Here is a 19,145-nt window from a genome sequence, read left to right as displayed (position 1 = left end):
ACATCTTTCCAACGCTCAAAAATATAAATTATTATCGACCTACCGTGTTTTCACCCTTATAAAAGGAGCCAAATAATGTTAAAAATTGTTAAAAATCGACAAAAATCATCTTTTTAATGCTTTGATAAGCAGTGATTTCATCAAATTCTTCAAAACTTTTCAAAACTAAGTTCTTGTATTCGTTGTAATTTTTTCCCCGCGGAAGCTTTAATAAAATTTGATATTGATACATTAAATTTAATTTTCCGATGGGTGATTTTTCTGGCCCAAGAATACATTCAGAAGGCAAATATTTATGAAAAATAGAACCTAAAAACTGAGAAGCGCGATTGACTTTATCTTCTTTTCGATGTTTCAATTCGATCATGATTAATTTCACGAAAGGTGGATAGAGAAACTTCTTCCGCTCTTCCAAAAAATGCTCATAGATTTTTGCAGGATCATTTTCTTTGATCAACTGAAAAACAGAATGTTGCGGATTATAAGTTTGAATGAGAATTTTTCCTTCACCTGTAATTCTTCCGGCTCTTCCAGAAACTTGCGTAATCAATTGAAAAGCCCGCTCTTCTGCGCGAAAATCCTGAACATACAGCATCGAATCTGCGCGTGGAATTGCGACCAATTCTATATTTTCGAAATCGAGACCTTTAGAAATCATCTGTGTTCCGACCAAAATATCGGTTTCGCCTTCTTCTAGTTTTTCGTACAGTTTTTCGTAGGCGAATTTTTTACGCATCGAATCTACATCCATGCGATCGACTTCTGCTTCAGGGAAAATCTTCATCATTTCTTCATGAATTTGCTCCACACCAACTCCTCTTTCATTTAAGTTTTCGGAATTGCATTTGGGACAAACTTTGGGTTTCGATGCTTTTTGTCCACAATAATGGCATTTCATCTCATTCGAAAATTTATGATACGTCATCACCACATCACAATTAGAGCAGTAATTCACATAACCACAACTTTCGCATTCAATCACGTTGGCGTAACCACGACGGTTGTGCAGAATCATGGTCTGTTTTTTCCGGTCGAGTTCTTTTTTTATTTCTTCAATTAATTTTAAAGAGAAATTTCCGATAATTTTTTTTGAGTCCTGTTCTTCTTTAAAGTTGATCAATTCGAACTCGGGCAATTTCACGTTTCCAAACCTTTCTCCTAAAAAAACATAAGCCAGTTTTTCTTTTTTTGCTAAATAATATGATTCTACAGAAGGTGTTGCGGAACCTAAAATCACTTTCGCATCATACATTTTTGCTAAAACCTGCGTCGCATCTTTCGCATTAAAAAATGGCGAAACTTCTCTCGGTTTATAAGCGGAATCGTGCTCTTCATCGACGATTATTAAACCTAAATTTTGGTAAGGAAGAAACAGTGCATTTCGTGTTCCTATCAAAATTTTCAAATCATTATTCTTTACGCTTCGCCAAACTTCTACCCTTTCAAAATCCGTTAGTTTTTGATGATAAAAACCCAATTGTTTGCCGTATTTTTTTTCTAAACGCTGCACAATTTGTTTTGTAATGGCAATTTCGGGCAGCAAAAACAAAATATTTTTTCCCGCTTCAATGGTTTCTTCAATTTGCTCCAAATAAAGATGTGTTTTCCCGGAAGAAGTAACTCCGTGAAGCAAAACATTTTTGCCTTCAACGAACGCTTTATCAATTGCTGTTTTGGCTTCCAGTTGCGCATCTGTCAAAGAATCTAAATCTTCAATTTCGCCTTCATACTTTTGCAGGCGATCTTTTTGAAGATAATATTCCATTACCAAATTTTTCTCTACTAAAGATTTCAACTGGGAATGTGCAAAATTTCCATCTTCGAAAACATCTGATTTTTTGATGGATTTTCCAGGATCTTCGGTATGTTTCTCTAGAAGTAAAAGAAAAAGTTCTTGTTGTTTGGGAGCTTTTTTTAACAATAAAAGAATTTGCGCCAGACTTTTATTTGAAACTTCTTCCTCATTAATTTTGAGAAAAGCAATTTCTTTGGCTTTGTATTTTTCGGCAATTTTTTCATCAATTTCGATGTACTGTAAATCGATGAGAGATTTGATGGTTTTTACAATTTCCTTTTTGGGAATAAACGCTTCAATTTCGGTCAAATTAATAAGTTGCCGAACTTCTAAAGCTTGTATCAAATACATTTCATTGACATCTAAATTCTGAAAATCGATGGTCGCTCCAGATTTTAATTTTAAATAGGTTTCACTTTCCAGTTTTAAAGAAGATGGAAAAGCAAATCGGTAGATTTCGCCTATATTGCAGAGATAATACTCGGAAAGCCAAGTCCAGAAAGAGATTTGCTCTTTTGGCAAAATCGGGGAATCATCTAAAAGATTGATGATTTCTTTTGGGTCAAAATTTTCGGGAGCCAGATCGTGCAAATCAAATACAATTCCGGTATAAATTTTCTTGCCACCAAAAGGAATTAAAACCCGCATTCCAATTTCTATTTTTTCGGCAAGTTCAGCGGGAACTTTGTAGGTAAAAGTTCCTTTTAAATTGAGCGGAAGAATAATTTGGGCGAATTTCAATGAGATAATTTGAGAATGAGATAATTTGAAAATTTAATTTTCATTATGAAGATTTTCAAATTATTTATCGTCATAATGTCCTTTTGCAGAGATAATTTCTATGGTAATAATATTTTCTTCAACATTGTAAATCAATCTGTTCTTACCGTCGATTCTTCTGGACCAAACATTACCTTCTATGTATTTCAAGCGTTCAGGTTTTCCGGTTCCGAAATAGGGATTGTCTTGCAATTCTTGCAGTAATATTTCGATTTTCTTCAGCAGAATTTTATTGCCTTATTTTTTGAAAAATTCTATATCTTCATTTGCGCGTTTTCTAAAAACTAAAATATAGCTCATAAACCCAAAAGATTTTTAATATCTTCTTTGGTTTTCAGTATCACTTTATTTTCGTTGGTATTTTTCTTCAATTTTTTAATCCTCTTTTCCAATTCTGCAACATTTTCAGGAATATCATAGTAAGGATCGTTGCTTGGACTTACGCTTTCTTTTACTTCTTTTTTTAGAACAAAAGACGCATCCAAGGCTTCAAGAATTTTTTTCAGAGTTGATAATTCTTTTCTGTTTCGGGGTTTTATAATAATTGAATCTGTCATTTTTTGTGCTTTTTAGAAATAAAACTAAACGAATTTACGAATTTTTTCTTCTTTGCAATTCTTTTTCAATCAAACCTAATTCTCGTCCAGTTTGTCCTGCAACAGAGGTGTTTTCCTGTGCTCTTCTTGTCAGATAAGGAACCACATCTTTTACTGGTCCATAAGGAAGATATTTGCAGACATTGTATTTTTCTGCGCCTAAATAATAGGTAATATTGTCGCTCATTCCGTACAATTGTCCAAAATGAATTTGAGGATGATCATGTGGCAATTCCATGGCTTTCATTTTATCCATCACGAGTTCTGTAGATTTCTCGTTGTGTGTTCCAAAAAATGCAGAAACCTTATCTAAATTCTTTAATACAAAATCAATGGCTGCATTGTAATTGTCATCTGAAGCTTGCTTTGTGGGCTGAATCGGATCCGGATAATTCAATTCTGCGGCGCGTTTTCTTTCTTTTTCCATATACGCACCACGAACAAATTTGTAGCCGAGAAAATAGTTTTTTTCTTTGGCGCGCTCCAAATCTTTTGCAAGATATTCTAATCTTCCGGTTCTGTACATTTGAACAGTATTCCAAACGATGGCTTTTTCTTTGTTGAATTTCGACATCATCTCATTCACCAAATCATCGGTAGAATCTTGCATCCACGTTTCTTCGGCGTCAATCATGATCACTACATTTCTTTCAAACGCCATTTGACAAACTTCTTCAAATCTTTTTACAACTCTCGCCCATTCTTGTTTTTGGGAAGTTGTTAATTCAACATTTTTCCCTACTTCTTCATAAATTTCAATGCGTCCAAAACCCGTTGGTTTAAAAACAACAAACGGAATTGCCGGATTTCCTTCTGCAAATTTGATGTTCTGTTTGATTTCGGTACAGGTATCATCAAAAACCTTTTCTTCTGCTTTTCCTTCAATCGCATAATCGAAAATACTTCCGACGTGATGTTTAAACATTTGCTTTACCACTTTCATGCTTTCTTCATGCGTTTCGCCACCGCAAAACTGCTCGAATAAAGTACTTTTAACAATATCGGTTACAAGTGGGAAATTATTTTTTATGGTAAAATTGAGCGCAGAAATTCCAATGTTGGTAATAAACGGCTGCTCAATTGCCTTGAACATCCAAAATGCTTTTTTGAGTTGAGAATCAGTTTTGTCTGCGAAGGCAACTTGGGTGTTATTGAAAATACTCATGATTATTTTTAAAGTGCAACAAATTTAATATAACTCTATGAATTGATAAAACGAATTTATAGTTTAATTTTGCGAAAAATTTTAGTTCAATGATTTCAATTTTAGATGAGGATTTCTCCCAACTCAACGAATTTCTACACCGATTACAACCGACCCAACTATTAATTTTGGTTGATGAAAACACGCATGAATATTGTCTTCCAAGACTTTTAGGAAATTTAGAGACCGAGATTCCTTTTGAAATTATAGAAATTGAAGCCGGCGAAGAAATGAAAACATTAGAAACTGCGGCTCAACTTTGGGAAATTTTAACCGAATTTGAAACTGATCGGAAAGCTTTGATGATTAATTTAGGTGGTGGAGTTCTTACGGACTTGGGTGGATTTATCGCCTCAACTTACAAAAGAGGAATTCCTTTTATTAATATTCCTACGACGCTTTTGGGAATGTGCGATGCTTCAATTGGTGGAAAAACAGGAATCGATCATCAGTTTTTGAAGAACATTATTGGAACTTTCGCGAATCCGGAACAGATTTTTGTCTTTCCAAAATTTTTAGAAACATTGCCGTTTGAAGAACTTAGAAGTGGTTTTGCCGAAATGCTCAAACATGGTTTAATTATCGATGAAAAGCATTGGAACGATTTAATTTCGATTAAAAATTTAACGCCTCAAAGTGTTTTCCCTTTCATTGAAACTTCGATGAAGATTAAACAAAAGGTGGTTGAACAAGATTTTACCGAACAAAATATTCGTAAGACCTTAAACTTTGGTCATACGATTGGTCATGCTTTAGAAAGTTTATTCTTATTGCAAGGAAAGCCAATTATGCATGGTGAAGCGGTTGCTTTAGGCATGATTTGCGAAACGAGAATTTCGATGTTGCACGGATTAATTTCAGAAGAAACATCGAATACCATTATTTCTCATCTGCGACAATTCTTCCCCGATATCGATACGAAGCAGTTCTCAGTAGAAGAAATTTTAAGTCTAATGAGGAACGACAAGAAAAATTCGCACGGAACCATTAATTTTTCCTTGTTAACCGGAATCGGAAATTCTGCTTATAACTGTTCGGTTGATGCAGAACACATCAACAAGTCATTGCATTATTATCAAAATTTGCCTTAAAAAGTAATAAAACTGCTGAACTCAATTCTTGTACAAATATTGTATGAGAATTTTTATTTTACGGCAATACATTTGATTTACAGCATCTTAATACAAAAACTATTTAAACCATCGTTTAATTTTTTCAAACTTTATATCGTTTTGGCACAGCGTTTGGAAGTACCCCACACGTCAAACAAAATTTAAAATGCGTAGATAGTGAGGATTTAATGATTTTAGAAATGGTAGGCTTATCATTTTTAAAAAAGAAAAACATCTCATTATCAAAAATGTAAAATTAATTAGAAAAATTAAAGATTATGAAAAAGTTATTTTTAGGTGCAGCAGTAGCAATGAGTTCATTAGCATTTGCACAACAATTCGGGATTAAAGGAGGAATGAATGTTTCATCTTTATCAAAAGACGCTTCATTAAGCGATCAACAATCAAAAATTGGTTTCAACGCAGGTGTATTTATGAATGCTCCATTGGGATCTAATTTTAGTATTCAACCGGAGTTACTTTATACACAATATGGTGCAAAAGGAAATTACACTGCACCTGTAGTTACGACCAGTGGAGTTGTAAACCAAGAGTTTTCATCTTCAACACATTTCGATTACATCGCTCTACCTGTAATGTTTCAATATAATGCTACACCAGCATTTTATTTAGAAGCTGGTCCGGAATTCGGTTTATCAGTAAGTGCTAAAGACAAAGTAAAAAATGAAACTACTGGAGAAACCTTGGCAGAATCAGACAACTATAAAGATAATATCAACGGCTTTAATTTAGGTTTAGGTATTGGAGCAGGGTATTATTTCACTCCGAATGTTGGCTTAACTGCAAGATATGTTGCAGGTTTAACCGATGTTGCGAAAAACAGACCAAGTGGTTCTGATGCAGTAAGAAACAATACTTTTCAAGTTGGTTTAGCGTATAAATTCTAATAAGAATTGCTTATACACCTTATAAGAAAGGTTGGGAAATTATTCCCAACCTTTTTTCTATTTATTCATCTTTAAAATCGGGATTTGGTCCCGGTGGAACAGGATATTCTTCTGTAAAACACCCAAAACAGTGATTAGAGCTACCCAAAATCACTTTCAGATTATCCATGCTTAAAAATTCTAGAGTATCAACTCCCAAATAATTTCTCAATTCTTCCACATTCATGTTCGCAGAAATGAGATCATCTTTTGATGGAGTATCAATTCCTAAATAACAAGGTGCGATAATTGGTGGTGAAACACTTCGGAAATGAATTTCTTTTACTCCTGCATCTTTCAGTATTCGCACCAATCTTTTTGAAGTAGTTCCGCGCACGATAGAATCATCGATAATAACTACTCTTTTTCCTTTAATTTCGGAAACAATGGGATTCAGTTTTAAATTGACAATTCTCTCACGCATTTCCTGAGTAGGAACGATAAAACTTCTGCCAATATATCGGTTCTTAATCAAAACGGGGCGAAATGGAATACCCGAAGCAATAGAAAAACCAATCGCAGCCGGAACTCCAGAATCTGGCACACCAATAACAATATCAGCTTCTACAGGTGCTTGTTCCCATATTTTCATTCCCGATTTCTCTCGGATTTCGTGTACATTAATGTTTTCTAAAATAGAATCGGGGCGCGCAAAATAAATATATTCGAATGCACAGATTCTTTTTTCGCAATCTTCTTTGACCAGAAAGCTTTGTAAACCTGGTTCATTTTCATTGGTATAAACAATTTCGCCAGGTAAAATATCGCGTACATATTGCGCTCCCACAGCATCTAAAGCAACAGATTCTGAAGCCGCAACAAATGTTTTTTCGTCAATCGCACCCAAAACTAAGGGACGAATCCCATGGAAATCACGAAAGGCAAAAAATTTATTTCTCGTCATTCCTACCACAGAATAAGCACCTTCGATCTTTTCCATCGTGGCTTTAATGGCACCTCTTAAACCAAGATCAAGGTTTTTTTGAATCAATCGCAAAATAACTTCAGAATCAGAAGTTGCCTTGAAAACGACTCCTTCTGCTTCCAATTCCTTTTTAAGTTCATGTGCATTGGTTAAATTACCATTATGAGCGATGGAAAGGATGATTTGATCATATTCGTTTTTAGCAAAAAAGGGCTGAAAATTATACTTTTTCTTATCACCTGCAGTCGTATATCGGGTATGACCGATTGCAGAATTGCCCATAAAAGTCTCGGGATTGCGAATTTCTTTGAAAACATCAAGAACCAAACCTTCATCTTTAATATTGAAAATCTTTCCGTCTTTCATCACAGAAATCCCGCATGCTTCCTGACCTCTGTGTTGAAGCGCAAAAAGGCCAAATTGCGAAAGAGAAAAGGTATCGACATCGTTCTCTGAGTACAAGCCGAAAATTCCACATTCCTCGGAAGGAGCATCAAATGAATCTTCGGTTTTGAGGAGATTTCTGCCGTACGTATTTTCCTTAAACTGATTTAAATAAACTTCTTTGTATCGTTGTAAATCTTTCATTTTTAGTTTTCCCAAAAATTATTTTTGAAGAACTTTTTTCAATCGTTCATAAATTTCTACATACGCTTCGGTAACATCACCCAAATCTCTTCTGAATCGATCTTTATCGAGTTTCTTCATGGTATCTTTATCCCAAAGTCTGCAGGTATCGGGCGAAATTTCATCGGCTAAAATTATTTTTCCGGTCGAATCTTTACCCAATTCAATTTTGAAATCAATCAAAATGATATTCATTTGATCAAAAAGTTCAATTAAGAGATCATTAATATCTGAAGACAGTTCATACATCTCATCGAGTTCCTCATACGTTGCCGCACCGAGAAAAACAGCGTGATGATCATTGATAAGAGGATCTCCGAGATCATCTCTTTTAAAGCAGAGATCGAAAATGGTTACAGGAGATTTAATTCCTTCTTCCACTCCTAATCTTTGTGCCATACTTCCGGCGGAATAGTTTCGAACAACCATTTCTAGAGGAATGATCTGAACTTTTTTTACCAATTGTTCTCTTTCGTCTATTTTACTAATGAAATGCGTCGGAATTCCTTTGGTGTTTAAATACTCGAAAATCAACGTGGTAATCGCGTTGTTCATTTCTCCCTTAAGATCTACACTTCCTCTTTTTTGTGCGTTGAAAGCGGTTGCATCATCTTTAAAACGGACAATCACTTCATTGGGATTGTCGGTTTCAAAAACCTGCTTTGCCTTTCCTTCATAAAGCATTGCTCCTTTTGTCATTTTTACTTTTTATTAAATTTTACTTTATATTAAATTTTCACTAAAATTCCTGTTAGAACTGCGATGCCAAAACTTAGCAAAGTTCCTATTAATACATATTCTGTGAGTTTCCTCTGTTTTGCTTCTGCCAAATCGCTGAACCTGAAAACCGATTTTGCCGCGATCATAAAACCAACGCCTTCCCAATGATTGACTACAATAAATACGAAAACCAAAAGTCGTTCTAAAATTCCGATATATTTTCCGGCATTCACCAAAGACTCTGTTTGCAATTTGCTGTGTTCTACGGTAATCGGAGTCCAAACAGAGATGACGGTTTTAATTAAAATGGAACACGGAATGGTGAGAAAAATAACTGCTGTTGCAATTTTTAAATTTTCAGGATTAAAGAAATCATTCCATTTAAAATAAGGAAAATACCAAATTGAAATTGCAGCAATGATGAGAATATGCAAGATTTGATCGATGAAAAACCAAGTTCTTTTTGTTTTTGATGTTTGAAATTTCAGTTTTGCCCAATCGATAAAAAAGTGTGTGATGCCAATAATTATGGCAATCCACCACAGTTTTAAATCCCAAAGAAACACGAGTGCAAGAATGATATGGATGAAAACATGAAAATATAAATAAATGCTTCTCCCCTTTTTTACCTCTTTATCAGCGACCCAAGAATTGGGTTGAAGAATAAAATCTCCCAATAAATGTGCAAATATGAGGTTGGTAAAAATCATTTATAATTCGGTTATTTTTTTTCTAAAATACAAATCTGTTTCTTGCAGCAATTCAAAATTAGCTCTTTTAAGTCTCTGACTAACTGACGATTGGGTAATATTGAGTTCTTTCGCCAGTTCATCCTGAGTTAATTCTGAATTTCGCAATAACTGATGAATAATTTCTGCTGTTGCTACGGTCCAGTTATCGAAGTCAATTGCAGCCCATTTAAAAAGAATATTGAGATCTTGGTTTACTTTTTCATTTTCCGTTTGTATGGCAAATGTTTTTCCCTGAGATTTAATATCTGTGAGCAATCTTCCCGAATTCAAATAAGCAGAGCCATTCGATTCGGTGATTTTTTCAGATAGAAAAACTTCATTGCCAATACCGATTGCCACACGTACATCTAAATTCTCAAAACTTCGGAGGAGTGATTTTATAAGCAATGCTTTATGAAAAACTTCATCAACACTGCATTTTAACTGAAATTCATCGCCTCTGTATATTTCCCAATTCTCTGGTGTAGTCGACCATGATTGCAACAATCCCTTTAATTTTGGAAGCCACAACTCAGAATCGGACTTTTGAGAATTAATAATATCTCCGGTAATAATTGCAATCATGATTCAAATATAAGCATTATTCCTTATAAATTCAAATTATAAGGTAATTGCCTTATAAACTCAAATTATAAGGTGATTGCCTTATAATTTTTTAAAAAAATTGATTCGAAAATATAAGTCAATTCACTAATAAAACACAAGTATAAGCAAATTGACTTATAATTTAAAATTGATGCTCTCAACAGTCTAACTCCTACTATTTAAAATACTCAACTCCATTTTTAAAGATATTATGGTAATTCGCCGTTGGAATGTTCTTCAATAAACCTTCAGAAAACCGTTCCGGATGTCCCATTCTTCCATAAATTTTTCCAGATTCAGAAGTCAATCCTTCAATTCCAAATAAGGAGTTATTGGGATTAAAAGGCATTCCGTGCGCAATATTTCCATCGTGATCAATATATTGAGTGGCAATTTGTCCATTTTCGTACAGTTCCTGAAGCACTTTTTCTGAGGCCACGAAACGACCCTCACCATGTGAAATAGGAATTGTGAAAACTTGATCCTTCATTCCTTTTAACCAAGGAGAATCATCATTAATGACTTTCACATCAACCATTTGAGAAATATGACGACCAATTGCGTTATGCGCTAAAGTCGGCGAATCTCCATCTAAATCCCGAATTTCACCATAAGGCAATAATCCTGATTTTACCAACGCTTGAAAACCGTTACAGATTCCGAGAACCATTCCGTCCCGTTCCAATAATTGATGAACTGCATTTTTCATCTTCTCATTTTTCAAAACATTGACGATGAATTTTGCAGAACCATCAGGTTCATCTCCGGCTGAAAAACCACCCGATAAAACTAAAATTTGCGACTGGTTAATTTCCGAAATCCAGGCATCTAAACTTTCATTTAAAAGCTGATGATTGAGATTAATTAAGGGCAATCCTGAAACTTCAGCACCTTCTTTTCTAAAGGCATTTTGAGTTTCATATTCACAATTGGTTCCCGGAAAAATGGGTGCAAAAACTTTCGGTTTCGCTAAGTTGTGTTTTAAGATCTGAATCGATCTTGGTTGAATAGAGTTCAATTTTGAATCAATTTCAACAACCATTTTCTTTTCTTCTGCCGTTGGAAAAAGTTCTTCAAAAGTTCCTTTCCATGCTTCAAGTAATTTTCCGATATGGAACTCAAAAGTATTGATTTTCAAATTACTCGAATTTGAAATCTCACCAATAACTTGAAGTAAATCATTTTCTAAAACTGCTGAACTTTCAATGATCAGACTTCCAATATTCTTGGTCAAGAGCAAATCTTCAGCGAGTTCAACTTCCGCTCCGAGATGATTCCCAAAACTCATTTTCGATAAGGCAACTGCAACTCCACCTTCTTTAATCGTCTTGACAGAAACAATCTTTTTCGCCTTAATATTTTCAAATATGAAATCAAAAATTTGTTTCAAATCGCCATAATTCGGCATTCCATTTTCTTGCGAAATATGGTTAAATAAGTACAATTTATTTCCGGCTTTTTTGAACTCTGGTGAAATGATATTTTTCTTTTCTCCGTTTGCACACGCAAAAGAAATCAAGGTCGGTGGAACGTGAATATCTTGAAAACTTCCACTCATAGAATCTTTACCACCAATTGCAGCCAATTCGAAATTCATCTGCGCATCATACGCTCCAAGCAAAGAAGCCAATGGTTTCCCCCACTTTTTAGGATTATTCCCAAGTTTTTCAAAATACTCCTGGAAACTCAAACGGATGTTTTTATAATTACCACCCATTGCAACAATCTTGGCAACACTTTCAACTACGGCGTTCGCAGCTCCAATTAAGGAGTTTTGAGACGATAATTCGGCATCAAATCCCCAACTCGCCAAAGAAACTGTTTCGATGTTTTCGGCGTTTAAAATAGGCAGCGTTTGTACACTTCCTTCCATTTCTGTTAGCTGATGTCTTCCTCCAAACGGCATTGCAACAGAAGTTCCGCCCACAGAAGCATCGAACATTTCTACCAATCCTTTCTGGGAAGCGACATTTTTACTGGAAAGAACCTTTAATAAATTTTCTTCATTAAAGTTTAAAACTTGATTATCAATTGTTTGCAAGTGTGAAACTTCAGCATACTGTTTTTTTGCACAACCATTGGTATCTAAAAATTCCCGACTTAGGTCAACAATTTTATTTCCCTGCCAAAACATCTGCATTCTTCCGGAATCGGTTACTTTCGCAACTTCTACGGCTTTTATATTTTCCTTTTCACAGAACCTGATGAATTGCTCTTTATCTTTGGCTTCAATAACGACCGCCATTCTTTCTTGTGATTCCGAAATAGCGAGTTCAGTTCCATTTAAACCTTCATATTTTAAAGGTAAGATATCGAGGTTAATTTCCAGTGAATCAGCAATTTCACCGATCGCAACAGAAACTCCACCTGCTCCAAAATCGTTTGATTTTTTAATCAAAGTCGTAACTTCTGGGTTTCTAAAGAGTCTTTGAATTTTTCGCTCTTCAACTGCATTTCCTTTTTGAACTTCGGTTGATAAAGTATGAATCGAGGTTTCATCCTGTACTTTTGAACTTCCACTTGCACCGCCAACTCCGTCTCTTCCGGTTGCGCCGCCTAATAAAATAACAAGATCACCATTTTGCGGTTGCTCCCTTTTCACCCAATCCTTTTTCACGGCACCCACGACGAAACCAACTTCCATGCGCTTTGCTTTGTACCCATCGTGGTAAATTTCATTGACAGAAGTGGTCGCTAAACCGATTTGATTTCCGTAAGAAGAATAGCCGTTTGCAGCTTGTTTCGTAATCGTTCGTTGTGGAAGTTTACCTGCTAAAGTTTCAGAAATCGGTTCTAGAACATCGGCTGCTCCAGATAATCGCATCGCCTGATAAACAAAAGCACGGCCGGATAAAGGATCACGGATTGCGCCTCCTAAACAAGTTGATGCACCACCAAAAGGTTCAATTTCCGTTGGGTGATTATGGGTTTCATTTTTAAATAACAAATACCACGGTTCTTTTTTACCATCGAATTCTGCTTCAATTTCAATCGTACAAGCATTGATTTCATCGGAAACTACGAGGTTTTCTAATTTACCTGTCTTGTGAAAATATCTTGCACAAACCGTCGCTAAATCCATTAATGAAACGGGTTTCGCTTCTCGATCCAAGAATTTTCTTTTTTCTAAATAATCATTAAATATCGTTTCTAAAGTCGATTTAAAGGCATCATTAAACTGAATATCAGTTAGTTCAGTTTCAAAAGTCGTATGTCGGCAATGGTCGCTCCAATACGTATCGAGAACTTTGAGTTCAGTTTCGGTCGGATTTCTATTTTCTGACTTAAAATAGCTTTGAATAAAACCGAGATCATCAATATCTAAAGCAAAACCGTGATCATCGTAAAAAGCTTTTAATTCTTCTGCAGAAAAATCATTGAAACCTTCGTGAACAATAACCGGATCAGGTGTTTCTTCTGCCGGAATTTCTAATTTTGATAAATTTTTAACCTGAGATTCAACTTTGTTGATCAAATGATTTTTGATGGTTTCTATTTCAGCTTCCGAAACTCCAAACAATTCGATGAGTTTCCCACTTCTTACTTTACCATTCTCATTTTCAGTTAATAAGGCAATACATTGCTGTGCAGAATCTGCGCGTTGATCATATTGTCCTGGTAAAAATTCGGTTGCGAAATGATTGCTTTTTGCCGGATTTTCTTCATGCAAAATATCGGTCACTGGATCTACAAAAGTACTGTTGATGACTTTCGAGAACTCATGGTCATTCACTCCGAAAACATCATAGATGTTGTAAACTTTAACATCTTTAATTGTCGGAACAATATTTTTGATTTCATTAAAAACCTGTGGACTTTCAACATCGAAAATTCCTTTTTTTTCTACGAAGATTCTTTTTTTATTAGACATTAGATGTCAGTTTTTAGTTTTAATTAGATTTTTTATTGATTCTGATAAACTTTATCTAAAAGTTCAAAATGTGGATCACCAAAAAATAAAGAAGATAGGATCCGTCGTTTAGAATAATTACAGAAGTTCCACATTCTCGCTTCTTTTTAAAAAGAAGATTTTTTAAAAAGTAGAGATCATCGATAATTATCGTACTATCCCATAATTTAAGTTTGTTTATTCTATTTCCTGGCTCTCTAAAGTTATAAGCAATTGCATCTTTATGTTGAGCGTTGAAATCTGAAATATGCTTCTGAAAACTCATTTTGATAATCTCTATTTTTTCATTTCCCTGCTCATCTAAGCGATTCCAGCAACTTTCTTTATTGAAGTCATATTTAATAAAAATAGTATCCTTAATTTGCAGATTTTTAGAAACTAAAAACGCTTTCAAATCACTAAACTGACTCGAACTTAACATTCCTTTTTTTTGATTGCTAAAACTCTGCGCTTTATAAGCACTTTGAAATATTAACGTAAATAGGAACAAAAGCAAATATTTATGTTTCATAAGGGTAAAAAAAATTGCAGCCAAAAAGACTGCATTAATTATTTATACTTTAAGGTCGGCTTTTAACCCGATTAAGTCGGCGTACTTTTGGAGGATTGGATTTACCTCGTTTTCGATAAATTCTTCCGTTTGAATGGGCGCGAAACCGATGAAGTTTTTCGGATCGAGCACTTCCATCAATTTCGATTTATCCAGTTTTAAGGAATGATCGTTTAAAATTCTTTCAAGCAAATCGTTCTCCTTCCCTTCTTCTTTCACCTTTTTTGAGGCTTCCATCGAATGTACGCGGATGGTTTCGTGAATTTCCTGACGATCACCGCCAGCTTTTACTTCCTCCATAATAATATATTCGGTCGCCATAAATGGAAGTTCTTCCATAATATGTTTCTGAATTCTATTTTCATACACCACGATTCCGTTCATGATATTATTCCAAATCATCAGAATTGCATCTACGGAAAGAAACGCTTGTGGAATGGTTAATCTTTTATTGGCAGAATCATCCAAAGTTCTTTCAAACCATTGTGTAGATGCGACCATTGCGGAACTTGTAGAAAGTGACATCACGAATTTTGATAAGGCTCCGATTCTTTCAGAACGCATTGGATTTCTTTTGTAAGCCATTGCAGAAGATCCAATTTGATTTTTTTCAAAAGGTTCTTCGATTTCTTTTAAATTCTGTAAAAGTCTTAAATCATTGGTAAACTTATGAGCAGATTGTGCAATATTAGAAAGTAAAGCAACAACTTTCGCATCAATTTTTCGGTCGTAAGTTTGGCCAGAAACTCCGAAAACTTTATCAAAACCAAACCGTTTTGAAAGTTCTTTATCCAAATGTTTTACTTTGGAATAATCGCCATTAAACAGTTCTAAAAAACTTGCGGCAGTTCCGGTTGTTCCTTTCACGCCACGAAATCTTAAAGTTTCTAAGAAAAATTCTAATTCTTCGAAATCTAAAATTAAAGACTGTAACCATAATGTGGCGCGTTTTCCTACAGTTGTTAATTGTGCCGGTTGATAATGCGTAAAACCAAGAGTCGGTAAATCTTTGTATTGAAGGGCGAAATCAGCTAGATTTTTCATCACATTGACCAATTGTTTTCTGATCAACAGAAGACCGTCGCGCATTTGAATCAAATCGGTATTATCACCAACAAAAGCCGAAGTAGCTCCGAGATGAATAATTCCTTTTGCTAAGGGAGCCACGTCGCCGTAGGTATGAACATGCGCCATAACGTCGTGACGAAACTTCTTCTCATATTCTGCAGCTTTCTCGTAATCAATCTCTTCTGCGTTGTCTTTCAGTTGCGAAATTTGTTCGTCAGAAATGTCAAGCCCTAAATCTTTTTCAATTTCAGCCAGTGCAATCCACAGTTTTCGCCAGTTTCGGAACTTATTATTGGGAGAGAAATTATAGAGCATTTCTTCACTCGAATAGCGTTCTTCAAGAGGATTTTTGTAGGAATTCATTTTAAATCTTTAAGGTAACAAAAGTAATATTTTAAGAGCAGAAATAAAAGTGATTCAATCTTAAATAAATTTTATTTGTGAAAATCTTATTTAAAGCATTATTAAAAATGATGCATTTTTTTAAAAAAGATCAATTAAATGATTAAATTTAAAAATTAGACCTTAAAAAAAAATGAATGTAGATTTTATAATTATTGGCGCAGGTTCTTCGGGAAGTGTTTTGGCAAATCGACTAAGCAAAAATCAAGAAAACTCAGTTCTATTAATAGAAGCGGGTGGAAAACCGAATTTTTTATCAAAAATTCCGGGATGGTATAGTTTGTTGAATCGCAGTAAAATGGATTGGGCATTTTCAACGGAACCACAAAAATTCGTCAATAACCGGAAAATTTATATTCCCAGAGGAAAATCTTTGGGTGGATCGAGTGCGACCAATGCAATGGCTTACGTACGTGGAAACTCAAAAGATTATGACAACTGGCAAGAAATGGGAAATAAAGGTTGGAATTACGATTCGCTTCTTCCCTATTTTAAAAAATCTGAAAACAACCACTCCTTTAATAATGAGTTTCACGGTAAAAATGGGGAATTAAATGTTTCATTGCGCAAAGAATACAACAAATCAACCTATAAGTTTATTGAAGCCTGTAAAGAAAATGGGTTGAATTTTAATGAAGATTACAATGGTGAAAACCAGGAAGGTTCTTCTTTTTTACAATACACGATTGATAAAAACGTTCGTCAAAGCACGTATGAAGCATTTTTAAAACCTATTTCTGACCGAACAAATTTAACAATCAAAACAAAAACTTTTGTAAAAAAGATAATCATTGAAAATGGAAAAGCGATTGGTGTAGAAATCTATGCCGGGAAAAATTCCTCGGAAAAAATATTTTGCAATAAAGAAGTGATCCTTTGTGCAGGTGCAATTCAATCACCACAACTTTTGAAAGTATCGGGAATTGGTCCAAAAGAAGAACTGAAAAAATTTGATATTGATTTAATTAAAGATTTACCCGCAGTTGGCGAAAATTTGAAAGACCACGTGTGGACAGGAACCAGCGATTTCAGTAAAGTAAATGGATTAAATACTGTTATTAAAAAAACGGGGTTCATCAACAATCTGTTGCAATATTTTCGAAAAAAAGAATCGTTGCTCAACTACTCTATTATTGAAACCACCTCATTTTTTAAATCTTCAGAAGAGAAAAAAATTCCAGATTTGCAGTTTCACTTTTCGCCTTTACACATGGGAAATGACTACAAAGCGGATCTTTACAATCCATTTTCACTTCCAACAACAAACGGTTATACGATTTTGGCCATATTATTGCATCCAGAAAGCTCGGGAAATATTCTTTTACAATCTGAAGACAGTCGAGTTGCACCATTGATCCAACCCAATTTTTTATCAAAAGAAAATGATGTCAAGACATTATTATTTGGATTGAAAAAAGCAATGGCAGTAATGGATTCTTCGACTTTTGATGACGTAAGATTAAAGAAAATGAATTGGCCGCCAAGAAATTCTTCTGATGATGTTTTGATTGAGCACCTTAAAAAAACATTAGAAACCCTATATCATCCTGTTGGAACCTGCAGAATGGGAAACGGTGAAAATTCTGTGGTTAATGATAAATTGCAAGTTCATGGTATTGAAAACCTTAGAGTTGCAGATGCTTCGATCATGCCGGAAATTATTTCTGGAAATACCAATGCAGCATGTTTGATGATTGCGGAAAAAGCCGCAGATTTCATATTGAATAACTAATTGTTTTTCAATAATTTAAAAAAGATATTACCCTCAATTGATACGAAACGAAAAATTAAAATAATAATGGATTTTCAAAATATTTTATCCGATCAGCGGAATTTGTTTAACAGTCAAAAAACCAAAAACCTGAAATTCAGGAAAATGTACCTGGAAAAACTGAAAGAAGTTCTTCTGAAAAATGAGGAATTACTTTACGATTCGATCTTTAAAGATTTTGGGAAATCGAAATTCGACACTTTTACGACGGAGATTTCCTTTGTTTTGAAAGACATCGATTATTTTTTGAAAAATCTTAATTCTTTAGCAAAACCTAAAAAAGTTCGCACCAATCTCGCCAATCAATTGGGTTCCAGTAAAATTTATCCCGAACCTCTTGGTTGTACGTTGGTTATTGGCGCCTGGAATTATCCTTATCAACTATCACTTTCGCCAGTTGTTGCAGCTTTGGCGGCAGGAAATACTTGTATTTTAAAACCAAGTGAAATCGCAGAAAACACGATGAAAGCAATGGCAAAAATCATCAATGAGAATTTTCCGAAAGATTATTTTTACGTTGCTGAAGGCGGAATCGAGGAAACAACGGAAATTTTAAAACAAAAATTCGATAAGATATTTTTTACAGGAAGTCCGAAAGTGGGACAAATTATCTACGAAGCTGCCGCCAAACATTTAACACCTGTAACTTTAGAATTGGGTGGAAAAAGTCCTGCAATTGTAACATCTAGCGCCAATTTTGACGTCGCTGCAAAAAGAATTGTGTGGGGAAAATTTTTGAACGCAGGACAAACTTGCGTTGCACCAGATTATATTTTGGTCGATGAAAAAGTGAAAGACAGTTTTCTAGATTCTTTACAATCTTACATTCAAAAATTTAATTACCATTCAGAATCCGAAAATTACACCCAAATCATCAATCAAAGAAATTTTGATCGGTTGGTGAATTTAATTGATCAAGAAAAAGTATATTTTGGTGGAAAAACAGATGCTGCAAAAAGATATATTGAACCCACGATTATGCATGATGTAACGTGGAATGATAAAGTGATGCAAGAAGAAATTTTCGGACCTATTCTTCCGGTTTTGACATTCAAAAATTTCAATGAAGCTTTACTGCAAATCGCAGCGTATGAAAAACCACTTTCTGCGTATTTATTTAGCGATAATTCGGAAGAAAAGGAAGAATTTACTATAAAAATTTCGTTTGGTGGTGGTTGTATTAATGATGTTGTGATGCATTTGAGCAACGATTATTTACCTTTCGGCGGTGTTGGAAATTCAGGAATCGGGAATTATCATGGGAAATATGGGTTCGATGCATTTTCTCACCAAAAAGCAGTTTTGGATCGTGCAACTTGGGGAGAACCAGATCTAAAATATCCACCTTACACCGATAAAAAATTAAATTGGATCAAGAAACTCCTCTAAAAAAAAATCTCG

At 34.7% G+C, this 19,145-nt stretch carries 15 protein-coding genes; 4 read left to right on the top strand and 11 right to left on the bottom strand.

Features of this window, described 5'->3' with window-relative positions:
* Positions 1-88 precede the first annotated feature (88 nt).
* From priA to BW932_RS10055, 4 genes are all read right to left on the bottom strand, one after another.
* Complete coding sequence (gene priA, locus BW932_RS10070) at positions 89-2,536, bottom strand: replication restart helicase PriA (protein ID WP_076387379.1); 2,448 nt, start codon at positions 2,534-2,536, stop codon at positions 89-91.
* Positions 2,537-2,596: 60 nt separating this feature from the next.
* Positions 2,597-2,797, bottom strand: coding sequence for a Txe/YoeB family addiction module toxin (locus tag BW932_RS14400; RefSeq protein ID WP_262493362.1), 201 nt, complete (start codon positions 2,795-2,797; stop codon positions 2,597-2,599).
* Between the two features lie 74 nt (positions 2,798-2,871).
* Positions 2,872-3,132, bottom strand: coding sequence for a hypothetical protein (locus BW932_RS10060; RefSeq protein ID WP_076387377.1), 261 nt, complete (start codon positions 3,130-3,132; stop codon positions 2,872-2,874).
* A gap of 34 nt (positions 3,133-3,166) precedes the next feature.
* Positions 3,167-4,336 carry a proline dehydrogenase family protein gene (locus BW932_RS10055; protein ID WP_076387376.1) on the bottom strand — a complete coding sequence of 390 codons (1,170 nt, stop codon included), beginning with the start codon at positions 4,334-4,336 and terminating at the stop codon, positions 3,167-3,169.
* Between the two features lie 89 nt (positions 4,337-4,425).
* Between BW932_RS10055 and aroB the strand changes: the two genes are divergently transcribed.
* Positions 4,426-5,466, top strand: coding sequence for a 3-dehydroquinate synthase (gene aroB / locus BW932_RS10050; RefSeq protein WP_076387375.1), 1,041 nt, complete (start codon positions 4,426-4,428; stop codon positions 5,464-5,466).
* A 299-nt stretch (positions 5,467-5,765) separates the two neighbouring features.
* Positions 5,766-6,395 (top strand): porin family protein, encoded by a 630-nt coding sequence (locus tag BW932_RS10045; RefSeq protein ID WP_076387374.1) that lies wholly within the window; start codon positions 5,766-5,768, stop codon positions 6,393-6,395.
* Between the two features lie 61 nt (positions 6,396-6,456).
* Here the strand turns inward: BW932_RS10045 and purF are convergent, their stop codons facing one another.
* The 7 genes from purF to purB form a co-directional block, all read right to left on the bottom strand.
* Positions 6,457-7,947 (bottom strand): amidophosphoribosyltransferase, encoded by a 1,491-nt coding sequence (gene purF, locus BW932_RS10040; protein WP_076387373.1) that lies wholly within the window; start codon positions 7,945-7,947, stop codon positions 6,457-6,459.
* Positions 7,948-7,965: 18 nt separating this feature from the next.
* Positions 7,966-8,685, bottom strand: a complete 720-nt coding sequence (purC, locus tag BW932_RS10035; protein ID WP_076387372.1) for a phosphoribosylaminoimidazolesuccinocarboxamide synthase — start codon at positions 8,683-8,685, stop codon at positions 7,966-7,968.
* 29 nt (positions 8,686-8,714) lie between these two features.
* Positions 8,715-9,416 carry a DUF3307 domain-containing protein gene (locus BW932_RS10030; RefSeq protein WP_076387371.1) on the bottom strand — a complete coding sequence of 234 codons (702 nt, stop codon included), beginning with the start codon at positions 9,414-9,416 and terminating at the stop codon, positions 8,715-8,717.
* Positions 9,417-10,022, bottom strand: coding sequence for a SatD family protein (locus BW932_RS10025; RefSeq protein WP_076387370.1), 606 nt, complete (start codon positions 10,020-10,022; stop codon positions 9,417-9,419).
* A 196-nt stretch (positions 10,023-10,218) separates the two neighbouring features.
* Positions 10,219-13,914: a phosphoribosylformylglycinamidine synthase gene (locus BW932_RS10020; protein ID WP_076387369.1), complete on the bottom strand. Its 3,696-nt coding sequence runs from the start codon at positions 13,912-13,914 to the stop codon at positions 10,219-10,221.
* A gap of 55 nt (positions 13,915-13,969) precedes the next feature.
* Positions 13,970-14,374 carry a hypothetical protein gene (locus BW932_RS10015; RefSeq protein WP_143745546.1) on the bottom strand — a complete coding sequence of 135 codons (405 nt, stop codon included), beginning with the start codon at positions 14,372-14,374 and terminating at the stop codon, positions 13,970-13,972.
* A gap of 132 nt (positions 14,375-14,506) precedes the next feature.
* Positions 14,507-15,934 carry an adenylosuccinate lyase gene (gene purB, locus BW932_RS10010; protein WP_076387367.1) on the bottom strand — a complete coding sequence of 476 codons (1,428 nt, stop codon included), beginning with the start codon at positions 15,932-15,934 and terminating at the stop codon, positions 14,507-14,509.
* A gap of 172 nt (positions 15,935-16,106) precedes the next feature.
* On the opposite strand from purB, the gene BW932_RS10005 reads away from it, so the two are divergent.
* Complete coding sequence (locus BW932_RS10005) at positions 16,107-17,705, top strand: GMC family oxidoreductase (protein WP_076387366.1); 1,599 nt, start codon at positions 16,107-16,109, stop codon at positions 17,703-17,705.
* A 66-nt stretch (positions 17,706-17,771) separates the two neighbouring features.
* On the top strand, positions 17,772-19,133 hold the full coding sequence (locus BW932_RS10000) for an aldehyde dehydrogenase (protein ID WP_076387457.1): 1,362 nt from the start codon (positions 17,772-17,774) through the stop codon (positions 19,131-19,133).
* Positions 19,134-19,145: the final 12 nt, after the last annotated feature.

It is taken from the genome of Kaistella chaponensis, from assembly GCF_900156725.1.
GTDB lineage: Bacteria > Bacteroidota > Bacteroidia > Flavobacteriales > Weeksellaceae > Kaistella > Kaistella chaponensis.
The sequence above is the reverse complement of the archived record's forward strand: the minus strand, read 5'-3'. Positions and strand labels throughout refer to the sequence as shown.